Origin of the sequence: Alteribacillus sp. JSM 102045, assembly GCF_041949975.1 — a bacterium.
Taxonomy (GTDB): Bacteria; Bacillota; Bacilli; order Bacillales; family Marinococcaceae; genus Alteribacillus.
The window spans coordinates 12425-34652 of sequence record NZ_JBHFQG010000011.1; the positions used below are offsets into that span (position 1 = coordinate 12425).

General features: G+C 38.5%; 18 protein-coding genes and 4 pseudogenes. 17 read left to right on the plus strand and 5 right to left on the minus strand.

The window, feature by feature from the left end:
• Positions 1 to 396 precede the first annotated feature (396 nt).
• From ACE1TI_RS09460 to ACE1TI_RS09490, 7 genes and pseudogenes are all read left to right on the plus strand, one after another.
• Positions 397 to 1638 carry an L-lactate MFS transporter gene (locus tag ACE1TI_RS09460; RefSeq protein ID WP_375007339.1) on the plus strand — a complete coding sequence of 414 codons (1242 nt, stop codon included), beginning with the start codon at positions 397 to 399 and terminating at the stop codon, positions 1636 to 1638.
• A 100-nt stretch (positions 1639 to 1738) separates the two neighbouring features.
• Positions 1739 to 2104: a Na-translocating system protein MpsC family protein gene (locus ACE1TI_RS09465; protein ID WP_375007340.1), complete on the plus strand. Its 366-nt coding sequence runs from the start codon at positions 1739 to 1741 to the stop codon at positions 2102 to 2104.
• Positions 2105 to 2211: 107 nt separating this feature from the next.
• Positions 2212 to 4546: pseudogene (locus ACE1TI_RS09470) on the plus strand (FdhF/YdeP family oxidoreductase).
• 151 nt (positions 4547 to 4697) lie between these two features.
• Complete coding sequence (gene fdhF, locus ACE1TI_RS09475; RefSeq protein WP_375007341.1) at positions 4698 to 7661, plus strand: formate dehydrogenase subunit alpha; 2964 nt, start codon at positions 4698 to 4700, stop codon at positions 7659 to 7661.
• Entirely contained in the window at positions 7645 to 8163 is a 519-nt protein-coding gene (locus ACE1TI_RS09480) for a helical membrane plugin domain-containing protein (RefSeq protein ID WP_375007342.1), read from the plus strand. Before fdhF ends, ACE1TI_RS09480 begins: the two co-directional genes overlap by 17 nt.
• A gap of 326 nt (positions 8164 to 8489) precedes the next feature.
• Positions 8490 to 8792: a hypothetical protein gene (locus ACE1TI_RS09485; protein ID WP_375007343.1), complete on the plus strand. Its 303-nt coding sequence runs from the start codon at positions 8490 to 8492 to the stop codon at positions 8790 to 8792.
• Between the two features lie 451 nt (positions 8793 to 9243).
• Positions 9244 to 10187: pseudogene (locus ACE1TI_RS09490) on the plus strand (aldo/keto reductase).
• Here the strand turns inward: ACE1TI_RS09490 and ACE1TI_RS09495 are convergent.
• The 4 genes and pseudogenes from ACE1TI_RS09495 to ACE1TI_RS09510 form a co-directional block, all read right to left on the minus strand.
• Positions 10158 to 10466, minus strand: a complete 309-nt coding sequence (locus tag ACE1TI_RS09495) for a hypothetical protein (protein WP_375007344.1) — start codon at positions 10464 to 10466, stop codon at positions 10158 to 10160. The pseudogene ACE1TI_RS09490 and the gene ACE1TI_RS09495 overlap by 30 nt on opposite strands.
• A 100-nt stretch (positions 10467 to 10566) precedes the next feature.
• Positions 10567 to 10821: a hypothetical protein gene (locus ACE1TI_RS09500; RefSeq protein WP_375007345.1), complete on the minus strand. Its 255-nt coding sequence runs from the start codon at positions 10819 to 10821 to the stop codon at positions 10567 to 10569.
• A pseudogene (gene uvsE, locus ACE1TI_RS09505) lies at positions 10796 to 11382 on the minus strand (UV DNA damage repair endonuclease UvsE). Before uvsE ends, ACE1TI_RS09500 begins: the two are co-directional and overlap by 26 nt.
• Positions 11379 to 11672: a hypothetical protein gene (locus ACE1TI_RS09510; protein WP_375007346.1), complete on the minus strand. Its 294-nt coding sequence runs from the start codon at positions 11670 to 11672 to the stop codon at positions 11379 to 11381. Before ACE1TI_RS09510 ends, uvsE begins: the two are co-directional and overlap by 4 nt.
• A gap of 132 nt (positions 11673 to 11804) precedes the next feature.
• Here ACE1TI_RS09510 and ACE1TI_RS09515 point away from each other — a divergent pair, with 132 nt between their 5' ends.
• The 10 genes and pseudogenes from ACE1TI_RS09515 to ACE1TI_RS09560 all read left to right on the plus strand — a co-directional run bounded on the left by ACE1TI_RS09515 (position 11805) and on the right by ACE1TI_RS09560 (position 20128).
• Positions 11805 to 12989 carry an MBL fold metallo-hydrolase gene (locus ACE1TI_RS09515; protein ID WP_375007347.1) on the plus strand — a complete coding sequence of 395 codons (1185 nt, stop codon included), beginning with the start codon at positions 11805 to 11807 and terminating at the stop codon, positions 12987 to 12989.
• A gap of 102 nt (positions 12990 to 13091) precedes the next feature.
• On the plus strand, positions 13092 to 14381 hold the full coding sequence (locus ACE1TI_RS09520; protein WP_375007348.1) for a glycosyl hydrolase family 18 protein: 1290 nt from the start codon (positions 13092 to 13094) through the stop codon (positions 14379 to 14381).
• Between the two features lie 71 nt (positions 14382 to 14452).
• Positions 14453 to 14698, plus strand: a complete 246-nt coding sequence (locus ACE1TI_RS09525; protein WP_375007427.1) for a YkuS family protein — start codon at positions 14453 to 14455, stop codon at positions 14696 to 14698.
• 168 nt (positions 14699 to 14866) lie between these two features.
• Entirely contained in the window at positions 14867 to 15640 is a 774-nt protein-coding gene (locus ACE1TI_RS09530; RefSeq protein WP_375007349.1) for a 6-carboxyhexanoate--CoA ligase, read from the plus strand.
• The gene (bioA, locus tag ACE1TI_RS09535; RefSeq protein ID WP_375007350.1) at positions 15637 to 17001 is read left to right on the plus strand and encodes an adenosylmethionine--8-amino-7-oxononanoate transaminase; all 1365 of its coding nucleotides are present in this window, start codon (positions 15637 to 15639) and stop codon (positions 16999 to 17001) included. The genes ACE1TI_RS09530 and bioA overlap by 4 nt, the downstream gene beginning before the upstream one ends.
• On the plus strand, positions 16982 to 18157 hold the full coding sequence (gene bioF / locus ACE1TI_RS09540; protein ID WP_375007351.1) for an 8-amino-7-oxononanoate synthase: 1176 nt from the start codon (positions 16982 to 16984) through the stop codon (positions 18155 to 18157). Before bioA ends, bioF begins: the two co-directional genes overlap by 20 nt.
• Positions 18158 to 18874, plus strand: coding sequence for a dethiobiotin synthase (gene bioD / locus ACE1TI_RS09545; protein ID WP_375007352.1), 717 nt, complete (start codon positions 18158 to 18160; stop codon positions 18872 to 18874). It abuts the gene before it with no gap.
• Positions 18871 to 19395, plus strand: a complete 525-nt coding sequence (locus tag ACE1TI_RS09550) for a hypothetical protein (protein ID WP_375007353.1) — start codon at positions 18871 to 18873, stop codon at positions 19393 to 19395. The genes bioD and ACE1TI_RS09550 overlap by 4 nt, the downstream gene beginning before the upstream one ends.
• A 212-nt stretch (positions 19396 to 19607) precedes the next feature.
• A pseudogene (locus tag ACE1TI_RS09555) lies at positions 19608 to 19883 on the plus strand (S-layer homology domain-containing protein); the annotation flags it as partial.
• A complete protein-coding gene (locus ACE1TI_RS09560; RefSeq protein ID WP_375007354.1) occupies positions 19787 to 20128 on the plus strand; it encodes a C40 family peptidase in 342 nt (113 codons plus the stop codon). The pseudogene ACE1TI_RS09555 and the gene ACE1TI_RS09560, both read left to right, overlap by 97 nt.
• A 70-nt stretch (positions 20129 to 20198) precedes the next feature.
• Here the strand turns inward: ACE1TI_RS09560 and ACE1TI_RS09565 are convergent, their stop codons facing one another.
• Positions 20199 to 21650 (minus strand): NADP-dependent glyceraldehyde-3-phosphate dehydrogenase, encoded by a 1452-nt coding sequence (locus tag ACE1TI_RS09565; RefSeq protein WP_375007355.1) that lies wholly within the window; start codon positions 21648 to 21650, stop codon positions 20199 to 20201.
• Positions 21651 to 22228 lie beyond the last annotated feature (578 nt).

The following is a 22228-nucleotide window of genomic DNA, read 5'->3' on the forward strand; positions in this document are numbered from 1 at the left end:
TTTATTTATACTGTTAACCAATCCATTTAATAAATCCTTAACAATGAAAGTATAAACTAAACATTTTTAAACTTACAACCCTGGAACGAAAGCAGGGAATATATATTTATGGAAACCATATAAAAATTATTGAAAAAATATCAAAAACAGGGTATAGTTTAATAGAATTCATAAAACTGTAACATTTAGATACGAGATAGCGATCCTGTCTTCGGTTTTAATTGCTGCAGAAATGAAAGCGATTACTTTGGTTTGATAGCAGCGTACCTGCTTGTTTCTAAAACGTCGTAATTTACTGCAATAGAAATGACCTATTTGTAAGAAAATTATGGCGTTTTTTTGTCCAACTTTTTGGGGAAAAAGAGGAAAAAGCGATTTCAAAAAAGGAGTGAAAAAATGCAAGCAACAAAAAACCGCTGGCTGATTGCGCTCGCAGCCGTTGGAATACATATTTCCATCGGTTCGGTATATGCATGGAGCGTATTTACTAATCCGCTTATTGAAGAGTTCGGATGGGACATTGGGCTTGTTTCTTTTACGTTTAGTCTTGCTATTTTATTTTTGGGGTTATCAGCGGCTTTCTTAGGTCATTTTGTAGAAAAATACGGACCTCGGGTTTCCGGAATAGTTGCTGCTGGCTTTTTTGGAACCGGAATACTCGGTTCTGGTGTAGCAGTAACGTTAGAATCTTTATGGATGCTTTATGTGACTTACGGTGTACTAGGAGGAATAGGTCTTGGAGTAGGTTATATTACTCCAGTATCAACACTTGTAAAGTGGTTTCCAGATAGAAGAGGACTAGCTACTGGACTTGCTATTATGGGATTTGGCTTTTCTGCCACTATATACAGCCCCGTAAAAGGAGCATTAATCGAATCTGTGGGTATAGCAGGTGCTTTCTTTATTCTAGGCACAATATTTTTAATTGTTATGATTCCATCAGCTCTTTATTTGGAAAAGCCTCCAAAAGGGTTTATGGAAGGCAAGGAAAAAGAAGAGAAAAAGAAAAATTTGGACCTTTCGGAGTTAACTGCCAACCAAGCGGTTAAAACGAGAAGGTTTTGGTATTTATGGCTTATGTTATTTATCAATGTTACATGCGGCATTGCCATATTGGCGGTTGCTTCTCCTATGGGACAGGAAATCGCCGGCTTATCAGCAGCAGCTGCAGCCACGATGGTAGGGGTTATGGGCTTTTTTAATGGCGCAGGCCGTATAGCCTGGGCTTCTATATCTGACTATATAGGAAGGCCGAATGTATATACCGCCTTTTTCACCATGCAAATAGCTACCTATTTTATATTGCCTGATATCACTCAAGCGCTATTATTTCAAGTTTTGTTGTTTTTAATTATGACTTGTTATGGCGGCGGGTTTGCCTCCATTCCAGCTTACATCGGAGATTTATTTGGGACCAAACAATTAGGAGCGATTCATGGCTATATTTTAACAGCTTGGGCAGCGGCTGGTCTGGTAGGACCAAATGTTGCAGCGTGGATAAGACAAACCACAGAAAGTTATGCAATGACCTTATATATATTCGGTGGGTTGGTAATCGTGGCATTTACTATCTCTCTTTTCATTCGGCTGGATATTAAACAATTAAAACATCAGCAAAAGGATAGAATAGCAAGTTGACAATTTGCCTCCTTGCTATTAAGCTATTTTTAGAAAATAGAGGCAAATCTAAAATATGCCTTGGAAGTTTTATTAAATATAAAAAGGATTGGCAATGAACATGGATAAACACGAAGCAGAGTTCAGTAATTTAGTTCGAGCTTTTCGTAAAAAGCATATGGGAAAAGGGCCAAGCAAAATTAATACGACCTTTTGCAAGAATTGGGCTATTTGCGAATTGGAAGGTAATTTGTCCCCTGTGGAAAAATTTATCGCGAATGCAGATGATGGAAAACAAATGTTAAGAGAAGCACGAACAGAAATGGTAAAAGAAATGTACCGTCAAAATCACCCAGTAGAAATGGAAGAATTTCTGCAATGTAAATTTGTCGATCTATTTGTTGATATTGATATCGAAAGAGATTTTGGCATGTCTATTTTTGTATTCGATGAAAATATTGAAGAAAAATTTTTACCTAAGAAGTAGGTTTGGCACTTGGCAGCGTCCCTGCTAAAGACTTAACACCGTTTTTTCTTAATTTGGCATAAGAAAAGCGGTGGTTTTTTATTTATATAATAACCAGGTGAAATTTTATGGGAAAGACTAAACATAGCGGTCCTATTAAATTGGATAAAAAACCTTCGCCGAAATTAAGGGCAGGAAAAACTCCAATGGGCCTGGGGAAGATCAAACCGCATCATATTCGGGATACAGTGAAAGCAGCATGGAAAAATAAAGATAATGCGTTATATGCCTATCGTATCCCGACGCAGGGGGTCTGTGATGGCTGTGTGCTCGGAGTGGCTGGGTTCACGACCAGACTTTATCTGGTCCGCATCTGTGTACAACCAGGTTAAATGTTCTGCGGCTAAACACCGCACCGGCCATAGATCCACTGTATGGCTGGAGGATGTTGAAAAATTAAAAACGCTAAACAGTTCGCAACTTCGTAAACTTGGGCGTATTCCTTCCCACTATCACGTAAGAATGGAGAGAATAAGTTTACAAGAATTACATGGGAGGAAGCACTTGATCGAATTGCGAATAAAATAAGAAACATTGATCCTAAACAATTGGCGTTTTATTTAACGGCAAGAGGAATAACAAATGAAGTATATTATACAGCAGCGAAAACGGCGCGTTTCTTAGGAACAAATAATATTGATAATGCTTCTCGTATTTGTCATTCTCCAAGCAAAACTGCTTTAAAAAGATCCCTTCTAGCTGCAGTTATAAAGACTGGATTGGAAGTGATGTTTTAGTATTTTGGGGAGCGTCGCAGCAAACAATCAACCAGTTTCAACAAAGTACATGTATGCTGCCCAAAAAGCTGGTACTAAGATTATAATGATTAACCATATCGAGAACCTGCGATGGAAAAATATTGGATTCCGTCTATTCCTGAAAGTGCAGTATTTGGAACAAACATAGTAGATGATGTGTATCAAGTAAACATCGGCGGTGATATCGCCTTTATGAACGGAATCATGAAGCATTGGTTTGAAATGGAAGAAAAGAAGCCGGGATCTGCGATCAATCGTCATTTTGTTCAATCTCATACCAGTGGATTTAAAGCGTTAAAACAACATATAGCTAATCAAAAATGGCATGAGCTTGAACAGTCATCCGGTCTTTCTAAGGAACGAATGTATGAATTAGCGGAACTGCTTGCACATTCGGAATCTGGAGTATTTATTTGGAGTATGGGGCTTACGCAGCACCGTTTTGCCACGGATAATATTTCTCAAGTAGCCAACCTTGCTCTGCTTCGTGGGTTTATTGGAAGAGAACATTGTGGAGTAATGCCTATTCGCGGTCATAGCGGCGTCCAAGGTTCTGGAGAGATGGGGGCCGATCCATTCGTGCTGCCTGGAGGAGATTTTACCGAAGAAAACGCAGAAAGAATAGAAAAGATTTGGGGATTTGAGGTGCTAAGATGGCAGGGAGATACTGTCGGACAAACCATAGAAAATGGATTGCTCCCGGAAAATCACGACCGTAAACTGAAATTATTTTATACAAGCGGCGGAAACTTCTTAGAAACTATGCCAGATCCGGATTTTATTCAGAAGGCGCTGGAAAACGTAGATATACGTGTACATCAAGATATTATTCTTAATACTTCCACGCTAGCTGATGCAAAAGAAGAAGTGATTGTATTACCTGCTATGACAAGGGGTATGAGCAGCCTGGCGGCGGTACATCGACTAGCACCGAATGAATGGTATATTTCAGCCCTGAAATAAAAGGCCCCAGAATCGAAGAAGCTCGTACTGAATGGGAAATTTATGTTGATTTAGCTTCAAAGGTTTATCCGGATAGTAGCCATTTAATAGAGTTTTACAGCGCACAACAAATAAGAGAAGAAATCGCAAAAGCAAAACCTAAATATAATGGAATTCATCATTTAAAAGAAAAAGGTGATATCTTTCAATGGGGAGGAGCAAGGCTTTGTGAAAATGGGGAGTGCGAGACTCCAGACGGAAAAGGACAGCTCTTTTGTATTGATATTCCTGAACATCGTCTGGCAGAAGGGAAGTTTTATGTCACCTCCAGACGAGGTAAACAATTTAATTCGATGGTATACAGTGAAAAAGATCCTTTCAATGCGGCGGATAGAAATGCCGTTTTAATGAATAGGAAAGATGCTGAAAAATTACGGATAAAAGAAGGAGAAGCAGTTGTCCTATATAACCGGCTGGGGACATATCAAGGTACAGCCAAATTCGAAGAAATCTCCTCTGGAAACATTGCTGTATATTGGCCGGAAGGAAATATTCTACTGCCAAAAGGAGTATATGAAAACCATGCTCATATCCCTGAGTACAATACTGCTGTAATGCTTGAAAAAGCAGAAACATTTCATGCTCAGAAGGATCAAAATTACGTTGAAAAAGAGTGGAAGAACTAGAAATGTCAGTAGATTAAATAGAAAAACAGGCAGTAAAGCTAGCTATTGCCTGTTTTTTGATGCATAAAAATGAAAAAAACGAAAGTTTAGCAAGAATTGCCAACGGGAAATACCACTAAAAGTTGGATAAATAAATTATTTTTAATCTTCGGAAAGGGGGAGTCTTTTTTGTCTGAAAAAGTTACAGTAAAAGTGAATAATGAAGAGAAAAAGGGACGGGCTGATCAATCGATTCTTCAACTGCTTTCCGATAACAATGAAGAAGTTCCAAATGTTTGCTATCATCCAAGCCTGGGGCCAATCGAAACGTGCGATACTTGTATAGTTGAAGTGAACGGCGAGATGGTGAGGTCTTGTTCAACAAAAATAAAAGATGGCGATCTTATTAATACCACTTCTTCTCATGTTAGAGAAGCCCAAGTAATAGCAATGGATAGAATCCTTTATAACCATGAATTATATTGTACGGTTTGTGACTATAATAACGGGGGATGTGAAATACATAACACCGTTAGAGATATGAAACTTAGTCATCAGAACATCCCATTCGAGTTCAAACCATATGAAATTGACGACTCAAACCCATTTTACCGGTATGACCCGGACCAATGTATTTTGTGCGGACGATGTGTAGAGGCTTGTCAAGACGTACAAGTTACGGAAACCTTGACGATAGACTGGGAAAGAGAACGGCCGCGGGTCATTTGGGATAATGATGTCCCTATCAATGAGTCATCCTGTGTTTCTTGCGGGCACTGCTCTACCGTTTGTCCTTGTAACGCTCTAATGGAAAAATCCATGGTAGGAGAAGCCGGTTACATGACGGGTATTGATCAAGAAACACTGCGTCCAATGATAGAAATTACAAAAGACGTCGAAACAGGGTACGGCTCTATTTTGGCACTTTCAGATATGGAAGCATCTATGAGAGAAAACCGCATTAATAAAACGAAAACCGTTTGTACGTATTGCGGGGTAGGCTGCAGTTTTGACGTATGGACAAAAGGAAGAGACATTTTAAAAGTTGATCCGCAAATAGAGGCTCCAGCTAACAGCATTTCAACGTGCATAAAAGGCAAATTCGGATGGGATTATGTAAACAGTGAAGAGCGTCTTACAAAGCCACTTATCAGGCGCGGGGAAGAATTTCACGAAGCAACGTGGGAAGAGGCCTTAAGTCTAATTAAAGACAAGTTTACCGAGATTAAAGAAAGAGACGGCGCCAATGCTTTAAGTTTTATTAGTTCATCTAAATGTACTAATGAAGAATCATATCTTATGCAAAAATTAGGACGTGCGGTAATAGGAACAAACAATATCGATAATTGTTCGAGATACTGCCAGTCCCCTGCAACTGCCGGGTTGTTCCGTACGGTTGGCCACGGAGGCGATGCTGGTTCCATTAAGGATATAGAAATGGCTGAGCTTGTAATCACAGTAGGTTCAAATACAGCCGAATCTCACCCTGTTCTTGCAACTAGGGTGAAAAGCTCCCATAAGCTTCGTGGCCAAAAACTAATTGTAGCCGATTTGCGCAAGCACGAAATGGCAGACAAGTCGGATTTATTTATTAGTCCTAACTCAGGTACAGATCTGATTTGGCTTTCTGCGGTTACAAAGTATATGATTGATCAAGGATGGGCAGATGAGAATTTTATTCAAAACAACGTGAACGGCCGGGAAGTCTACGTGAAGTCTTTAGAAAAATTTACCCTTGATTACGCCGAGGAGGCCACGGGAGTTAATAAAGAAACTCTAATAAAAATAGCGGAAATGATTCATGAGGCTAAAACGACGGCGATATTATGGGCCATGGGTGTGACGCAGCATGTTGGCGGAAGTGATACAAGCACTGCGATTTCAAATTTACTGCTTGCTACTGGAAATTATCGACGTCCAGGAGCAGGGGCTTACCCGCTTAGAGGTCATAATAATGTCCAGGGAGCAAGTGATTTTGGAAGCATGCCGGATCGAATGCCGGGCTACGAATTTGTAGCTGATGAAAAAGTGCGGAAAAAGTATAAAGAAGCATGGGGAGTCCCGCTTCCAACCGATGATGGTATGAATAATCATGAAATGGTAGATGCAATTCATGAAGGAAAGCTGAAGTCCATGTATTTAAAAGGTGAAGACATGGGTGTGGTGGATTCGAATATTAACTATGTTCAGGAGGGATTTGAAAAACTTGAGTTTTTTGTCGTACAAGATGTGTTTTTGAGCCAAACAGCAAAATTTGCAGATGTTGTGCTTCCGGCTAGTCCTAGTCTTGAAAAAGATGGTACGTTTACAAATACAGAACGAAGAATCCAGCGCATTTACAAAGCATTAGACCCGCTTGGTGATTCTAAACCGGATTGGGAAATCATAAGAGATGTAGCTAATGCTCTCGGAGCCGATTGGAATTATACACATCCAAGTGAAATTATGGAAGAAGCTGCGGGATTAGCAGATATTTTTACTGGTGTTGCGTATGAACGGCTGGAAGGATATGATAGTTTGCAATGGCCGGTGGCTCCCGATGGAAAAGATACTCCAATACTATTTCTGGAGGATTTCCCTTTTGAAGATGGAAAAGCACAGTTTTATCCCGTAGATTGGACTGAGTCTGTCCATTATGATGAGCAGTATGATCTTCATGTCAACAATGGCCGTTTACTTGAGCACTTCCATGAAGGAAATATGACTTATCAATCAAAAGGAATAAAAAGCAAAGTGCCCAAAGCGTTTGTAGAAGTCTCTCCAGAGCTTGCAAAGGAAAGAGATCTCACAGACGGAACGCTGGTAAGGCTGCAATCTCCTTATGGCTCTGTAAAAATTGAATGTCTTATAACCGACAGGGTGAGCGGAAAAGAAGTTTATATACCATTGAATGATAATAATGAAGCAGCTGTGAATCGTTTAACAAGCAGTTATGCAGATAAAGATACAGATACTCCTGCTTATAAAGAAGTGAAAGTAAAAATGGAAAAATTACAGGAAACTGGAGACTCTCCGCTTCCTACAATAAATCATCGTTATGGAAATCCGCAGCCACAAATAGGCGTTCAAGTCCATAAAAAGTGGGAACGTGAAGAATATGATTTCCCAGGTGATCTGGTGAAAAGGAGAGTTAAAAATGGCAAAAGCAATTGAAAAAATAAAAAAAGTAGAAGTAAGTGAAGAGGAAAAACGAGAACAAGATCTTAAAGAAATTGAAAATGCATTAATAGAAAACAAGGATGCCATTCTGCAAACGGTGGACATAATCCATCATGCTGAAGAAAAAGGGCTCCTTTCTATGCTTAATGGTTTAATTAGTGAAGGAGATCAAGTGCTTCATGTTTTAGTAGAAGCAGTCAATAAACCTGAAAACACAAATGCTATGAGGAATTTACTTTTAATGCTGGGCACATTTGGCCTTATTAATGTTAAACAGCTCGAACCCTTGTTATTGAAGGTGAACGCTGGAATGTCCCGAGTAGCAGAAAATACTGATACGGAGAAAAAGACTGGCTATTTAGAATTAGCACGTTCCTTAAAGGACCCAGAAGTAAACCGCGCCCTAACATTATTACTGTCTTTTTTAAAAGGAATGGGGCAGCAAACAGAAGAAAAAATGGAAAATATAGAAAAACAGCCAGACCAAAAAGTTTAAATATATACTCAAAGCTTTTTAAACAGGTTGGGGATTCAAGATTCTTGAATTTTCAGCCTTTTTTTATGGGTAATTTCTTAAATAGGGACGCAGAATTACAAAAAAAGACATTCAATTATTTTTACAAGAGCAAGCCGTTAAGAAAAAAACGTTATACGGTATAGGAAAGAGCAGGATGGGGCAGGGGGTCATTCATCTTTTTTTTATCAGTTTTAAAACAGTCCGGTGGCCTGTTTTTTTAGTTAATAAAACAGTGGAAGAGGGTATACTTTTACTAAAAGTTCCACGTTAAATAAAGGGCTAAGAAAGAAAGGATGTGATTGAGAGTGAGCAAAAATAATATTCAGGCTTATTTTTTCAGTGAAAATGATGCCGAAAGCGTGAAAATTAAACTGCAAAAATTGAAAGCAGATCATGTATTGGCAGATACGATTCCAGAGGATACTGATTTTTCTGTACTTGTCCCATTGAATACGACAGGGACAACAGGTGGTGCAGCAGGAATTGTACCAGAACCGTTAAAAATTCAAAATGACGATGATGAAAAAGGAGCTCATTTAAGAGAAGCAGCTAACCATAAAGTCAGTCAGCTGAATCATATACTGCAATTTGAAATAGATGAAAATTAAATAGGGGAAGCAGTAAAGATAATTAAAGAAAATGACGGTTATATGGATAAATCCACTTTACAATAAAATGAAGGCGCCAGCTGAAGGCGCCTCTTTTGATGTCTAGTATGCCTTGATATGTGACTGCTTTCATACTTTTCACCTCTAACATTTATTAAAAAAACATGAGTTAACTTTGCCTGTCTAAATTATTTTTTAAACATGGCTACGTTGCTATTAAGGGAGATTAAGTAACCCTTGTTAAGGCATTCTATATGAAATCCTTTCCTAAATGTAAAAGTATTATGTTATTGGTTAAAAAGCTGTTACAATTAGAAACGTTATTCAGCTAAGAAAAGGAGACACAAAGTTGAGGTATAAAAAGTTAGGAAACAGCGGAATCATTGTTTCAGAGCTTTGTTTAGGAACAATGACTTTTGGAAAAGGAACGTCTGAAAAAGATGCAGTCCGAATGATTCATCAATTTTTAGATAACGGGGGCAATTTTATAGACACAGCCGATGTATATGTTGGGGGAAAATCAGAAGAAATAGTTGGACAGGCCATTCAAGATAGGCGTTCTGAAGTAGTGCTGGCTCCAAAAGTTCGAATGAAAGTAGGGGAAAACCCTAATGATGCCGGTTATTCACGTAAACGTATTATGGAAGGCGTCGAACAAAGTCTCGAGCGTTTGAAAACAGATTACATAGATCTATATCAGCTGCATGTTTGGGATCACCCACTCCTATTGAAGAAACACTGCGGACTCTTGATGACTTAATTACTTCTGGAAAAGTTAGATATATAGGTTGTTCTAATTTTTTAGCTTGGTAGTTAATGAAATCTTTATCTATTAGTGAAAAGAAAAATTTTGCTAAATTCATTACGATTCAGCCTCAATACAGCTTGCTGCATCGGGAAATGGATAGGGAAATGCTCTCTTTATGTAAAGAGGAAGGGATAGGAATTTTGCCTTGGGCTCCGCTTGGAGGCGGATTTTTAACAGGAAAATACGATTCACCCCATAAGCCAGATGAAGAATGGCGGCTGGTTACGGCAGGTCCAGGCGAATATTATTGGGAGAATAAAGCACTGGAGAGAAACTTCATTATACTTGAAAAAGTAAAAAAGATAGCAGATGAAATTAAAAAAACACCAGCTCAGGTGGCACTAAACTGGCTTCTAATAAAAGAAGGCATTACCTCTCCAATATCAAGAACCTTCGAGCAATTTGAAGAAAATATGAAATCTGTTGGCTGGCAGCTAAGCGAGGAGCACTTTAAGAACTTGATGAGATTAGTACGTTGTCTCCTGAATATCCAAATCGCTTTATTGAAAAATTTAAAAGAGTCCTATAATACAAGTGGTGAGAAGGGGCATCCCTTCTCATTTTTCGTTGGTCCACTCTTTTATTAAAGGTCCGTCTTTCCCATATACTGGATCATATTCAGGCAGAGGAACTTTTTTAATCTCTTCCAAAGCTTTTGGTCTTTCCTGTGGATCTTCTGTTTTAAGATTGTAATTCATCCCGTTCGGGTAGGCGCCAGTGATTCGAAAGTCAAAGCTAGAGCTCATTTTTTTGTGGCCGGTACCTGCCGGAAGAACGAGAACGTCTCCTGCTTGCAGATCAAAAGTAGTACCTTTTTTGCCGCCTAGTTTAATGCGGGCTGAACCTTTCAAAATTCCTAAAATCATGAGAATTGCTGTGATAGTGATGATAGTCTAAAACATCTCCTGTCTGCTTTATCTTTTTGTTTCGCTTCTACCATCATATCTACCGATTGACCGCATTGAGCTAGAATAAAATCAAGGTCCACATAAACCGCATGACTTTTATAGGCCGCTTCTGCGCTTCTGATTTTGGAGAAGAAACATGAATTTTTGGGGGATGCGGAGTATGTTCCCACGTCTTAAACATGCGAGGTAAAATGGTTTCAAGCTTTTCTGATGGGTGGCGGTTTGCCTTATAGTGATGGTAATCAAACATACATGGGTTCTTTTCCTTTTCACAAATATCTAATACCTCAGAAGCCTGTATAGGTTTTATCATCAATTTCTAATGTCATTTGTTTTTTTATATAAAGGGGAAGCTGCTGCGGGTTGGTATGAAAGCGGTCAACAGAAGATTTTTTGTCACCATAAGCTCCACCGACATAAATATTAATACTTGCTTCTTTAGATAAATTCATGGCATCAAGCAAACGATAATGATACTTCATATCTTTTATGGCATTGGTGGTAACATGTGGCTTATCGCTTGTGAAAAGTGCAAATTGGTTAGGGTGAAAGCTTGTTCGAATGCCATGCTGCTTAGCCAGGTCTCCAATTTCTTTATAGATGGAGATAAAAGGGGAAAGATAATCCCATTCGACATCCTGATGAGTAGCAAGAGGAACGATCGATGAGGAAAAACGGTAAAGTTTTATTCGTGTGCAATATTAAAATGAAGCGCACAAAGTGTATCCTCTAAATATTTCTTTGTAATGTCATAAAGAGCCGCTTTTCTTTCATCACTATTCATTTTCTTCCACCTGGCAAATGTCAGCGTTTTAGCCGGTGAAGCATTCCAGAGAGCAGTGGCGTGAGATACATAATCGAGTCGTATGATTATTGTTTATTCATTTCCTTAGATACAACATGAGCAAGCTCAGCGTTGCCAAATAAAGAGAGCACTTCAAGTAAAGTATCATCTGCTATATCTTCAGATTCCTCTTTTGGAACTGTCAAATCAATAGCTTGCTCTAAAGCAGGAGTGTTTTCCTGCCCGGGATAGGCTTGGAAATACAGATCATGCGGATCGAGATCATGATTTATACACCATTGGGCAAAAACCAAAATCATCATTTTTTCATCCTGTTGGTAGCTTTTAATAATTTTGTCTTCCATATTTTTCTTATCCATATAAAACATCCTTCCTGAGCTTTTCCAACAATTCTATATTAAAGGACAATGTGTTCCTTTTACAATTCACACTATTCTTTTTCTCATAATCCCCTTAACACTGAGGCATAGTAAAAAGACGGGGGGATGAGAATGAAAAGGCTCCGTTATATGTTATCGCTTATGATACTGTCTTCGATACTTTTACCTGGGACTGCTTTAGTGTTTTCTGATGAAGCGCAGGTTTTGGCGTTAAAAAACAAAACGGTCAGGTTTGAAGACGACAATGAACTTACCCTTTTTAAAGAATCTCATGCAACGCTTGATTTTCATTTTTTAGACGTAGGGCAGGGAGACAGTACATTGGTAGTTTCTGATACCGGTGCAGCTATGTTAATAGATGGAGGGCAACCGGATCATGGTAAAGAAATTGTACGTTATCTAAAAAATGCAGGCATTGAAAAATTGGAATGGGTTGTAGCGACACATCCGGATATAGACCATATAGGTGGTCTAGTAGAAGTATTAAAAAAGGTAGAAGTTGAAAATGTATTAGACAGCGGAAGAGAACACAATACAAAAACGTATAAAAAGTATAGGAATATAGTTAAAGAGAAGAATATTAACTTTTTTGTAGCGGAAGAAGGAGAAATGTTAAACACAAACCTGGCAAACAGAGTAAAGGTGCTAAATAGCTATTCAGATAATGATGTGCGCAATGATTCTTCTATTGTTCTTCATATCACTTATGGTGATACCGCTGTATTACTCACAGGCGACGCAACCGTCGTAAATGAAAAGGAAATGATGAATAAATATGACGTTGAAGCAGACATTATTAAAGTAGCTCATCATGGGTCTGCCACTTCCACCGGGGACTTATTTATACAAAAAGTAGATCCTGAGATAGCTATTATTCCTTATGATAAAAGTAATGCATTCGGCCATCCAAACGTCGGGGTAGTAAATCGTTTAAGAAACACTGGAGCCGATATTTATACAACTGAAAATTCCAGTCATATTATAGTTTCTTTAGATATGGAAAATATTTATACTTCAAAAAAACCATGGAATGGAAAAGGAAGAAGCTTCCCGACTCCGGTACCAAGAGTTTATATGTCAGATGAGAAAACCAATGACCTTTCTAAACCGATAAACATTAATACTGCTTCAAAAAAGGAACTAGCAAAACTTCCTCATGTAAGCCCTGTCATAGCAGAAATGGTGATAGAGTTTCGAGAAGAAAACGGCCCGTTTAAGACCAAAGAAGAATTAATCCTTGTAAGCGGTATTGGCGAATATTCATATAATAAAATAAAAAAATTCATAACGATTTAAACAAACCTGCCCTCTAATTTTTTTCTCCTAAAACTGGTTATTTATTTTCTGTTAAATAAATACGGTTAATATAAGAAGAAAAATTTATTGGAGGACGAGTCTGTGCAAATACATGTAGTTGCACCTGGTGAATCCCTATGGGTCATCGCTCAAATGTATAACGTTCCTTATGACACGATTGCAGAGGCAAACCAGCTTCCTAACCCTGACCAGTTAGTAGTAGGTCAAGCGCTTGTTATTCCGCTTGAAGGGCGTATTCATTGGGTCCAGCCGGGAGAAAACGTTTGGCATGTTAGTCAACGCTATAAAATACCTGTAGAACATATATTGAGAAGTAATAGACTGCCTTTTCCACAATATATTCCAACAGGCTATCCGCTGCATATTTTAAATGAATTCAGACAAAAACCATCGGTAGATGTTGGAGCTTATATTGATCTCGAAATAACAGGGGAAGACTCACCGGCAGTAGTCAATGATATCGGTGAACATTTAACGTTTTTACAAGTGTTCAGCTATCAAATGAACTATGATGGAACTCTCACTCCTATAGATGATCAAGCAATTATTAATACTGCTTATGAAAATAAGATTGTACCGTTAATGGTGATTACAAACATTGAAGACGGAGGGTTCAGTACAGAGCTTGCTACTACTGTTTTAGCTAGTGACGACCTGCAGAACAAACTTCTCGATGAAGCGATTGCTATTATGGATGAAAAAGGATATTTAGGGTTGGACTTTGATTTGGAGTATTTAGGAGCCGAAAATAAAGAGCGTTATAACAATTTAATGAGAAAAGCCAAAGAACGACTAGATGAAAAGGGATATTTCTTATCAAGCGCTCTTGCTCCTCAAGTCGAACCAGGCATGCCGGGCGTGTTATATGAAGGGCATGATTTTGCAGCTCATGGGGAATTCGCAGACTTTGTATTTCTTATGACGTATGAATGGGGATGGACAGGAGGTCCTCCTATGGCAGTCGCTCCAATTAATGAAGTAAGACGAGTTATTGAATATGCCGTTTCTGTCATGCCCAGGGATAAAATTATGATGGGTATTCCGTTGTACGGGTATGACTGGACTTTGCCTTACGTAGAAGGAGAGACACAAGCCGAGTCTATCGATCATCAACAAGCCATTCAGTTAGCCCTTAAATATAATGCAGCTATAGAATATGATGAAGAAGCTCAGTCTCCATTTTTTAGGTATTACGATGAAGAAGGACGAGAGCACGAAGTATGGTTTGAAGATGCAAGAAGCATTCAAGCTAAGTTTGATCTCATTAAAGAATTTAATTTACGAGGATTTTATTACTGGGTACTTGGCTGGGAATTTCCGCAAAATTGGCTCCTTTTAGAATATAATTTTAATGTAAATAAGAGAATATAAGGAAAACGTATGAAATTAAATGATAAGAACATATTAAGGGTGACAACACTACAAGGAGGTAGATGGAAGAAATGGCTCGAATTGGAGTGGAAGAATCCCTTACTGATGTTCAACAGCAATTACAAGAACAAGGACATGAGGTAGTGACGCTAAGGCAGGAATCTGACGCAAATCGCTGTGATTGCTGTGTTATTACCGGTCAGGACCAAAACATGATGAATATTCAAAATACAACTCTTGATGGATCTGTAATCAACGCCCATGGTTTTAATTCAAATGAAGTTTGTGAACAAGTAGAACAAAAGCTGCAGCAATAAAAAATTAAGGCTGTCCCAATCGTTGAGGACGGCCCTTTTTATTCCCTCTCTTTAAAATTTCAATTACCGTAATTCTTACAAAAATATCATAATCATTTGACGAAAATAAATGTTAACTATAAAATAAAAATGGTTAACAATAAAAATATAGTTGAAAGGTGGTCGCTGGTGATAAATGAAAAACTATACAGCATTCGTATGAGAGCAGCGGCTGGAGGTGCTCATGAGAAAGGGGGAAAACATATTTCCGGGGGAGAGCGCCTTGCATATGAAACAGAGATGGAACAAATAACAGGGGACCTTCTTAAAAAAGCATTTTCTCATCAACGAGGAAAACCAGATTTTTTTAATCTTGTGATTGAAGATGTAAAATTCCCTGTTTGCCGCGGGGAACCGCTTTTTGTTTCAACTTGTAATGTGAAGGATCCTTTAGAAGGAAAAAGAACGGCTGAAGTTCTTTTGTGCCAATGCGGGTTGACTTATGAAGTGATAAATAAAGCACTGGGTATATTAGTTAACAATTTCCACGTTCGCGGAGCTATAATTATTGATGCAAATACAGGAGAGCGGCTGGATAACAGAAAAGATAAAGGTGTACGTGTTTCTCAGCTCGATTGGAGACAATCAGATTATAAAAATTGGTGTGTAGCCAATAATACCGCTGAAAATGTTCGTATGAAAGAAGCATTAACATTAGCTACAAAAGTATGCAGCCACCCTGCAACTATTGCCGAAATTTGCTGGAGCGATGATCCAAATTACATAACGGGCTATGTAGCAAGCCCAAAAAGAGGATATGAACGAATTACCAAAATGAAAGAAAAAGGCGATGAACATGGCGGGCGGCTCATATTTATAGACTCTCTTCAAGCAATGGATTCCTATATTCAGTATTTAGAAAAGCAACCTTTTATGATCAGAAATGGAGGAGAAGAAAAATGAACCTATTAGAAAAAAGTAAGAAGCACTTATGGCTGCCATTTACACAAATGAAAGACTATGATGAAAATCCGCTTATTATTGAAAGTGGTGACGGGATAAAGGTAAAAGATACAAACGGAAAAGAATATTATGATGCTTTTTCTTCGGTTTGGTTAAATGTTCATGGCCACCGCAAAAAAGAATTAGATAATGCTATTATTTCTCAATTAGATAAAATTGCCCACTCTACTTTACTAGGAATGACCAATGTTCCTGCAACGGAGCTAGCTGAAAAGCTGGCTGCAATTGCACCCCCCGCTTTAACGAGAGTATTTTATTCAGACAGCGGTGCCGAAGCTGTAGAAATTGCTGTTAAAATGGCTTTTCAATACTGGCAGAATATTGGAAAAACAAAAAAACAAAAATTTATTTCAGTAAAAAATGGCTATCACGGAGATACAATTGGAGCAGTGAGTGTAGGATCGATCGATATATTTCACAATATTTACGGACCCTTAATGTTTGAAAATATTCACACGCCTGTTCCTAATGTATACCGTCATCCAAATGAAGATCCCGTTCAGTGCAGGGAAGAATGTTTAGAAAATTTGGAATCCATTTTAGCTGAGAATCATGAAAGCATTGCAGGACTGACCATTGAATCAATGGTGCAAGGAGCAGGCGGAATGATTGTTATGCCTGAAGGGTTTTTATCGGGAGTTCGTAAACTTTGCAATAAATATGATGTGTTAATGATTGTAGATGAAGTGGCAACGGGCTTCGGCCGGACAGGAAAAATGTTTGCATGTGAACATGAAGAAGTGGAACCGGATTTAATGGCAGCGGGCAAAGGACTTACAGGCGGGTATTTGCCAGTGGCAGTGACCTTTACTACAGAAAGAATTTATGAAGCCTTCTATGATGACTACGAAAATTTAAAAACATTTTTTCACGGCCATTCCTATACGGGTAATCAGCTTGGCTGTGCTGTGGCACTAGAAAACCTTCGATTATTTGAAAAAGATCAAATAGTTGAGCAGGTTGCTGATAAATCAGATTTTTTAAAGGAATTACTCCAAAATATAAAGGAACTCGATCATGTAGGAGATGTTCGTCAGCTTGGGTTTATGTGCGGTATTGAATTGGTACTGGATAAAAATACGAAAGAACCTTTTCCTTTTGAGAGCAGAGTAGGCTACAAATCGTCTTTGAAAATGAGAGAGTTAGGCTTATTAACAAGGCCAATGGGAGATGTAGCAGTATTTATGCCGCCATTAGTAAGTACTACATTTGAGCTTCAGGAAATGACTGCCATTATGAAGGAAGCAATTGAGGCGGTAACAAAGGAGGAGGTGCAGCGTCTTGATCAAACCGGCGTATAGTTGGGCCGATCAACAAATTAATGAACTTAAGAAAAGAGGACTATATCGAACTTTACGGACAAGCGAAAGTGTTCCTTCTTCTGCCGTTGAGATTGAAGGCAAAGAAATGCTGATGGTTTCATCTAATAACTATTTAGGATTAGCAGCAGATCAACGACTTATAACGGAAGCATCGAAGACGATGAAACAGTATGGAGTAGGAAGCACAGGTTCAAGGCTAACTACTGGCAATTCCATGTGGCACGAACAATTAGAAAAGCGCATCGCTTGCTTTAAAAAAGAAGAAGCGGCTATTGTGTTTTCCAGTGGTTATCTTGCCAATATTGGCGTTATTTCTGCTTTAGCTCAGGACGGCGATATTATTTTAAGTGATGAATTAAATCATGCTAGTCTTATTGACGGCTGCCGGCTAAGTAAAGCAAAAACAATGATTTACAGGCATGTGGATATGAATGATTTGGAGAGAAAGCTGAAGCAGGCGCGAGAGAGCCAAAGGAGATTTATTGTGACAGACAGTGTATTCAGCATGGATGGAAATCTTGCCCCATTGCCTGAGATCAAAGAATTAGCCGATAAATATAACGCCTTTATTATCGTAGATGATGCACATGCTACTGGCATTTTAGGAGAAAACGGCAGAGGAAGTACAGAACACTTTAATGTTCGTGTGGATATTACAATTGGAACGTTTAGTAAAGCAATTGGTACCGAGGGTGGTTTTGCTGCTGGTTCTCATACACTCATAGAGCTGCTTCGGAATAAAGCACGTTCCTTTATTTTTCAAACGGCTCTGCCGCCGGGAACGATAGCAGCTACCATAAAATCAATAGATATTATTGAAGAGGAAAAGTCGTTAATTGAATCTCTAAGATCCAATATAAAAAAACTTCAAAAGCAGCTTGATGATACTGGTTTTCATATTATGGAGCAGCCTACTCCAATCTTACCTGTGTTGATAGGGGAAGCACAACAGGCTGCAGCGTTTTCCAATCACCTTGAAAGAGAAGGTGTGTTTGCACCAGCAATACGGCCGCCAACTGTGCCTCAGGGAAAAAGCAGAATTAGACTGACGATAATGGCTTCTCATACAGAAGCCCAAATTCAACAAGTTTGCCAGGCTTTTTATACAACAGGCAGAAAAATGGGGATGTTATAAATGACAGATGGTATTTTCATTACAGGAAATGATACAGACATAGGTAAAACGTTTGTTGCTTCAGGAATTGCAGCGGCTTTGCATCAAGAAGGAATAGACATTGGAGTCTTTAAACCGATGTTAAGCGGTATAAAAAGAGAGGATCCAAAAAGCGATACCTTTCTTTTAAAACATATGGCCGAAGATAACAATCCCCTTCAAAAAATCACTCCTTTTGTTTTCGAAGAGGCTCTTGCACCTTATCTAGGAGCAAAACGAGCAGGTGTTTCAATAAAGTTAGAAGACATCACTAAAAAATGGAGAGATATTCAAGCAGATCACCAATTTTTCATTGCAGAAGGGGCTGGCGGAATCACTGTTCCTTATGGAGAAGATTGCTTAGTCAGTGACGTTGCAAAAGAAATAGGCTTTCCTGTTTTAGTGGTGGCCAAACCTGGTTTGGGGACGGTCAATCACACTGTTCTGACTGTAGAATATGCGCGACGTGCAGGTATAGAGGTTGCAGGGGTAATTGTTAATGGATTAAGAGAAAAAGAGAAAGATTTAGCTTCTAAAACCAATCCAGAACTCATTGAAAAATTTGCTGGAGTACCTGTACTTGGAGTGGTGCCGTGGACAGAAAACGTACTCAATAAAAATGATATGGCAGCACTGTTTAAAAAACATGTAAAACTTTCTTCGTTAATCAAAAATAAAAACGAGAGGGTGCCTTTTTGATTCAGAACAAAACCTTTGAGATGACTAAAATAAGCATGTTGGCCTGTTTTATCGCTGTTACAGGCATGATTAAAATTCCTTCTCCAATCCCAGGTTCAGAGTTTCAACTTTCGGCGCCGATAGCCGTGGCTATTGTGGCAGTATTTGGTTTTTGGCGCTACATGATAGCAGGGATGCTGTCTAGCACTGTTCTTTTCCTATTGGGATTACACACGATTATTAATGTAGAAATTTCAATGATTTTTCGGCTGACGGTCGGTCTCATTGTTTCTATTCTTGGTCCATCTGCTCCAGTATTGTTAATAGCAGGTCCAATTGGTTCTTTGACGGCTCGGATAGGGCTAGCAGAAACATTACAGGTTAATGCGTGGCCTTTGATTATAGGAGCTGTTCCTGGGATGATTTTTACCATGGCTGCTGTGCTGCCAATTACTAAGGCTTTAAAAAGAGTAAGTTTCAAGACAGAAGACAATAGACGAAAATCAAAAGCTATTCCGTTAAAGAAAAAAGCCAGTTTATAACAAAAAAATATATTACTAATGAATCAAACGGAGCAGGGGTTTCCTATGCTCCGTTTGTTTTTTTCCTGATTAATCACTCTTTTGTCACTGTATTTTAGAAAATATTTCTATACATTAGGTTATTATATCTATAAACCCTTTATAATAGATTTAGCTAAAAAGCTAGATTGATAGATTAGATGGCTCCATTCTGCTAGTCATCTTCTCAGACAGGGAACAACAACGGAGAATTTCAGCCTTCTGCTAATATTACAAGAGCTCAGATGGCAGCGGTTCTCGACCGCACACATAAAAAGCTTCATGCTCGTTCAGAAGGTATAATGTCTAGAGACACATTTTTACATACTGAAGATTTAAGTGAAGAAATACGAGATTTAATAGCAATGGAGAATTGTATCAGGGGGCAGAATATCTCTTTGGAGCGGATTCTTCTAGCACAGAGTTTTTTGATTGTTCATCTTTTACTCAAAGGGTTTATGGGGAAATAGGCATAACCTTGCCGAGAACATCACGCAGTCAATTTCATACTGGTACCAAAATAGAAAGAGAAGAGCTTGAAACAGGTGATTTAGTTTTTTTTGATACAAATGAAGACGAAGTCATTAACCATGTAGCCATTTTTATCAATGAAAACACACTGCTTCATGCTACACGCAGTAAAGGAGTAGATTATACTGGATTCACAGAGTATTGGAAGAAATACTATACTTTAGCCGTTCGTGTCATTGAATAACAAAAGTTAAAAGCAGCCCCCGTTCCGGATTACGGAACGGGGGCTTAGTTTATACTTATGAGTTGAACAATTATCCGTTAAAAACTTTAACTTTTTCGCGACTTAAAGAAAGAAGACTATAGCGTACGCCCTGAACTCCTTGTCCTGATTGTTTTACCCCAAGGAATGGGAAGTGATCAGGACCTCGGGATGTTTTTCCGTTCAGTTGTACACTGCCCACTTCTAATTGATCCGCAATTTGATGGGCCGAGTCTATATCTTGTGTAAATACGCTCGCCTGCAAACCGTATTCTGATTTGTTAGCAATTTCAATAGCTTCCTCTTTTGTTTTAACCCTAATTACCGGGAGGACTGGACCGAACGGTTCTTCCCAAGCGATACGCATTTTAGAAGTGACTTCATCTAATAAAGTAGGAGCAAGAAGGCTACCATTTTTGTCATCACCAGTAATAACCTTTGCACCTTTGTCAATCGCGTCATCAATCAGTCCTTGTACATAATCTGCACTTTTTTCATTGATGAGAGGAGTAATATCTGCATTTTCTTCTGGCTGCCCGATCTTTAATTCTTCTGCTTTTTCTCTTATTTTCCCGACTAGTTCATCCGCAGCCTCTTCTTTTACAAGCACTCTTTTTATTGCTGTGCAGCGCTGTCCGGAATAAGAAAACGCCCCGGCAGTGATTTCTTTTGCTGTTTTATCAAGGTCAGCATCTTCAAGAACAATGGCAGGATCTTTACCGCCAAGCTCAAGTACCATCGGAACCATGCTGGCTTTTTGAGCCATTCTTATTCCTGTTTCCGAGCCCCCCGTAAAGGAAATTTGATTGATGCCAGGATGTGTCACAAGAGCATCACCGATTTCAGAGCCCCTTCCTGTAGTAATGTTAACAAGTCCTGCAGGTAATCCTGCTTTTTCAAGCTGTTCAATCATCATAATTCCACTTAGTGAACCTTGGGTTGCCGGTTTAAAGACTACACCGTTGCCCATCATAAGAGCTGGTGCGATTTTGGATGCAGAAAGGTTTACAGGGTAATTAAAAGGAGCAATAGCAAGAACCACACCTAATGGTACACGATTTACCTGTGCTATTTTACTAGGTGATCCACCATTATAACTATCACCGGTAAGAAGGTCGCCTGTGATGCGGCAGCCTTCTTCTGCCGTATGACGAATAAGATCTGCTGTGCGAACGACCTCATCAATAGCAGAGGATTTTTTCTTGGCTACTTCTTGCATAATCATATAGCCAATTTCTTCTTTATTATCTACAAGATTGTCTGCCCAGTGGTAAAGTAATTGTTTTCTTTCATGAAGGGCTGTATTTTTCCACTCTTTTTGTGCAGTATTTGCAGATTCTACTGCTTTATCTACTTCATTTTCTGAAAGCGCAGGGATGCTGCCGATTTCTTCCGCTGTAGATGGGGAGGACAAGGTGATACGTTTTCCATCTTTGTTTTCTTTCCATTCCCCATTTAACAAAACGTTCTTTTGACTCAATGTTTTGACACTATTGGTTAACATAAAAACCTCCACTTGAATATATTTTTCTTACTGTACTAATAGTTATTTTTTTCTGTATTAGTTTTAAAGCTTGTTATTAACCTTAACAAACCTTGCCCAAAAAGTTAATTTTTTTGCTTGAGTGGCGAAAACCCAGTTAACAAAGGGGATGAAAGCGGTATTATAAAGTTCAGTATAATCATTTTTTTCAAAAAACTTTAAATAAGGTGCTAAATAACCGCTATTTTATACCTATAAATTTAAGGTTATACAGGCATAAAGTCTTTAATAAAAGGTAAATTTTAACTTTTAATCAAGGGTTATGTTTTTAAGTTTTAAGATTGAACTGTAATACTGCCAATAATGAAAAATGGCTTTATAGAAGTCTTTTCCAATAACAATCCTTACTAATAGAAATAGATAGAACATTTTTTAAAAAACTGGAATAAAGTATAACAGAGTGGAAATAAAAGTATAACAGATTGAAGTGAATGAGAAGCACTTTACCAATTGGATAAAAAAATAAGAAGAAGGGATACGATAAGGAATTAAAAGTTCTGAGGAGGCAAGAATCACCTCTTGCCTATATGAATATGTTT

What these genes read in the sequence shown, in the direction of transcription:
- ACE1TI_RS09460 (WP_375007339.1), top strand. Translation starts at nt 397, where the DNA reads ATGCAAGCAACAAAAAACCGCTGGCTGATTGCGCTCGCAGCCGTTGGA.
- ACE1TI_RS09465 (WP_375007340.1), top strand. Translation starts at nt 1,739, where the DNA reads ATGGATAAACACGAAGCAGAGTTCAGTAATTTAGTTCGAGCTTTTCGT.
- ACE1TI_RS09480 (WP_375007342.1), top strand. Translation starts at nt 7,645, where the DNA reads ATGGCAAAAGCAATTGAAAAAATAAAAAAAGTAGAAGTAAGTGAAGAG.
- ACE1TI_RS09495 (WP_375007344.1), bottom strand. Translation starts at nt 10,466, where the DNA reads ATGATTTTAGGAATTTTGAAAGGTTCAGCCCGCATTAAACTAGGCGGC.
- ACE1TI_RS09500 (WP_375007345.1), bottom strand. Translation starts at nt 10,821, where the DNA reads ATGATAAAACCTATACAGGCTTCTGAGGTATTAGATATTTGTGAAAAG.
- ACE1TI_RS09510 (WP_375007346.1), bottom strand. Translation starts at nt 11,672, where the DNA reads ATGGATAAGAAAAATATGGAAGACAAAATTATTAAAAGCTACCAACAG.
- ACE1TI_RS09515 (WP_375007347.1), top strand. Translation starts at nt 11,805, where the DNA reads ATGAAAAGGCTCCGTTATATGTTATCGCTTATGATACTGTCTTCGATA.
- ACE1TI_RS09525 (WP_375007427.1), top strand. Translation starts at nt 14,453, where the DNA reads ATGGCTCGAATTGGAGTGGAAGAATCCCTTACTGATGTTCAACAGCAA.
- bioA (WP_375007350.1), top strand. Translation starts at nt 15,637, where the DNA reads ATGAACCTATTAGAAAAAAGTAAGAAGCACTTATGGCTGCCATTTACA.
- bioD (WP_375007352.1), top strand. Translation starts at nt 18,158, where the DNA reads ATGACAGATGGTATTTTCATTACAGGAAATGATACAGACATAGGTAAA.
- ACE1TI_RS09565 (WP_375007355.1), bottom strand. Translation starts at nt 21,650, where the DNA reads ATGTTAACCAATAGTGTCAAAACATTGAGTCAAAAGAACGTTTTGTTA.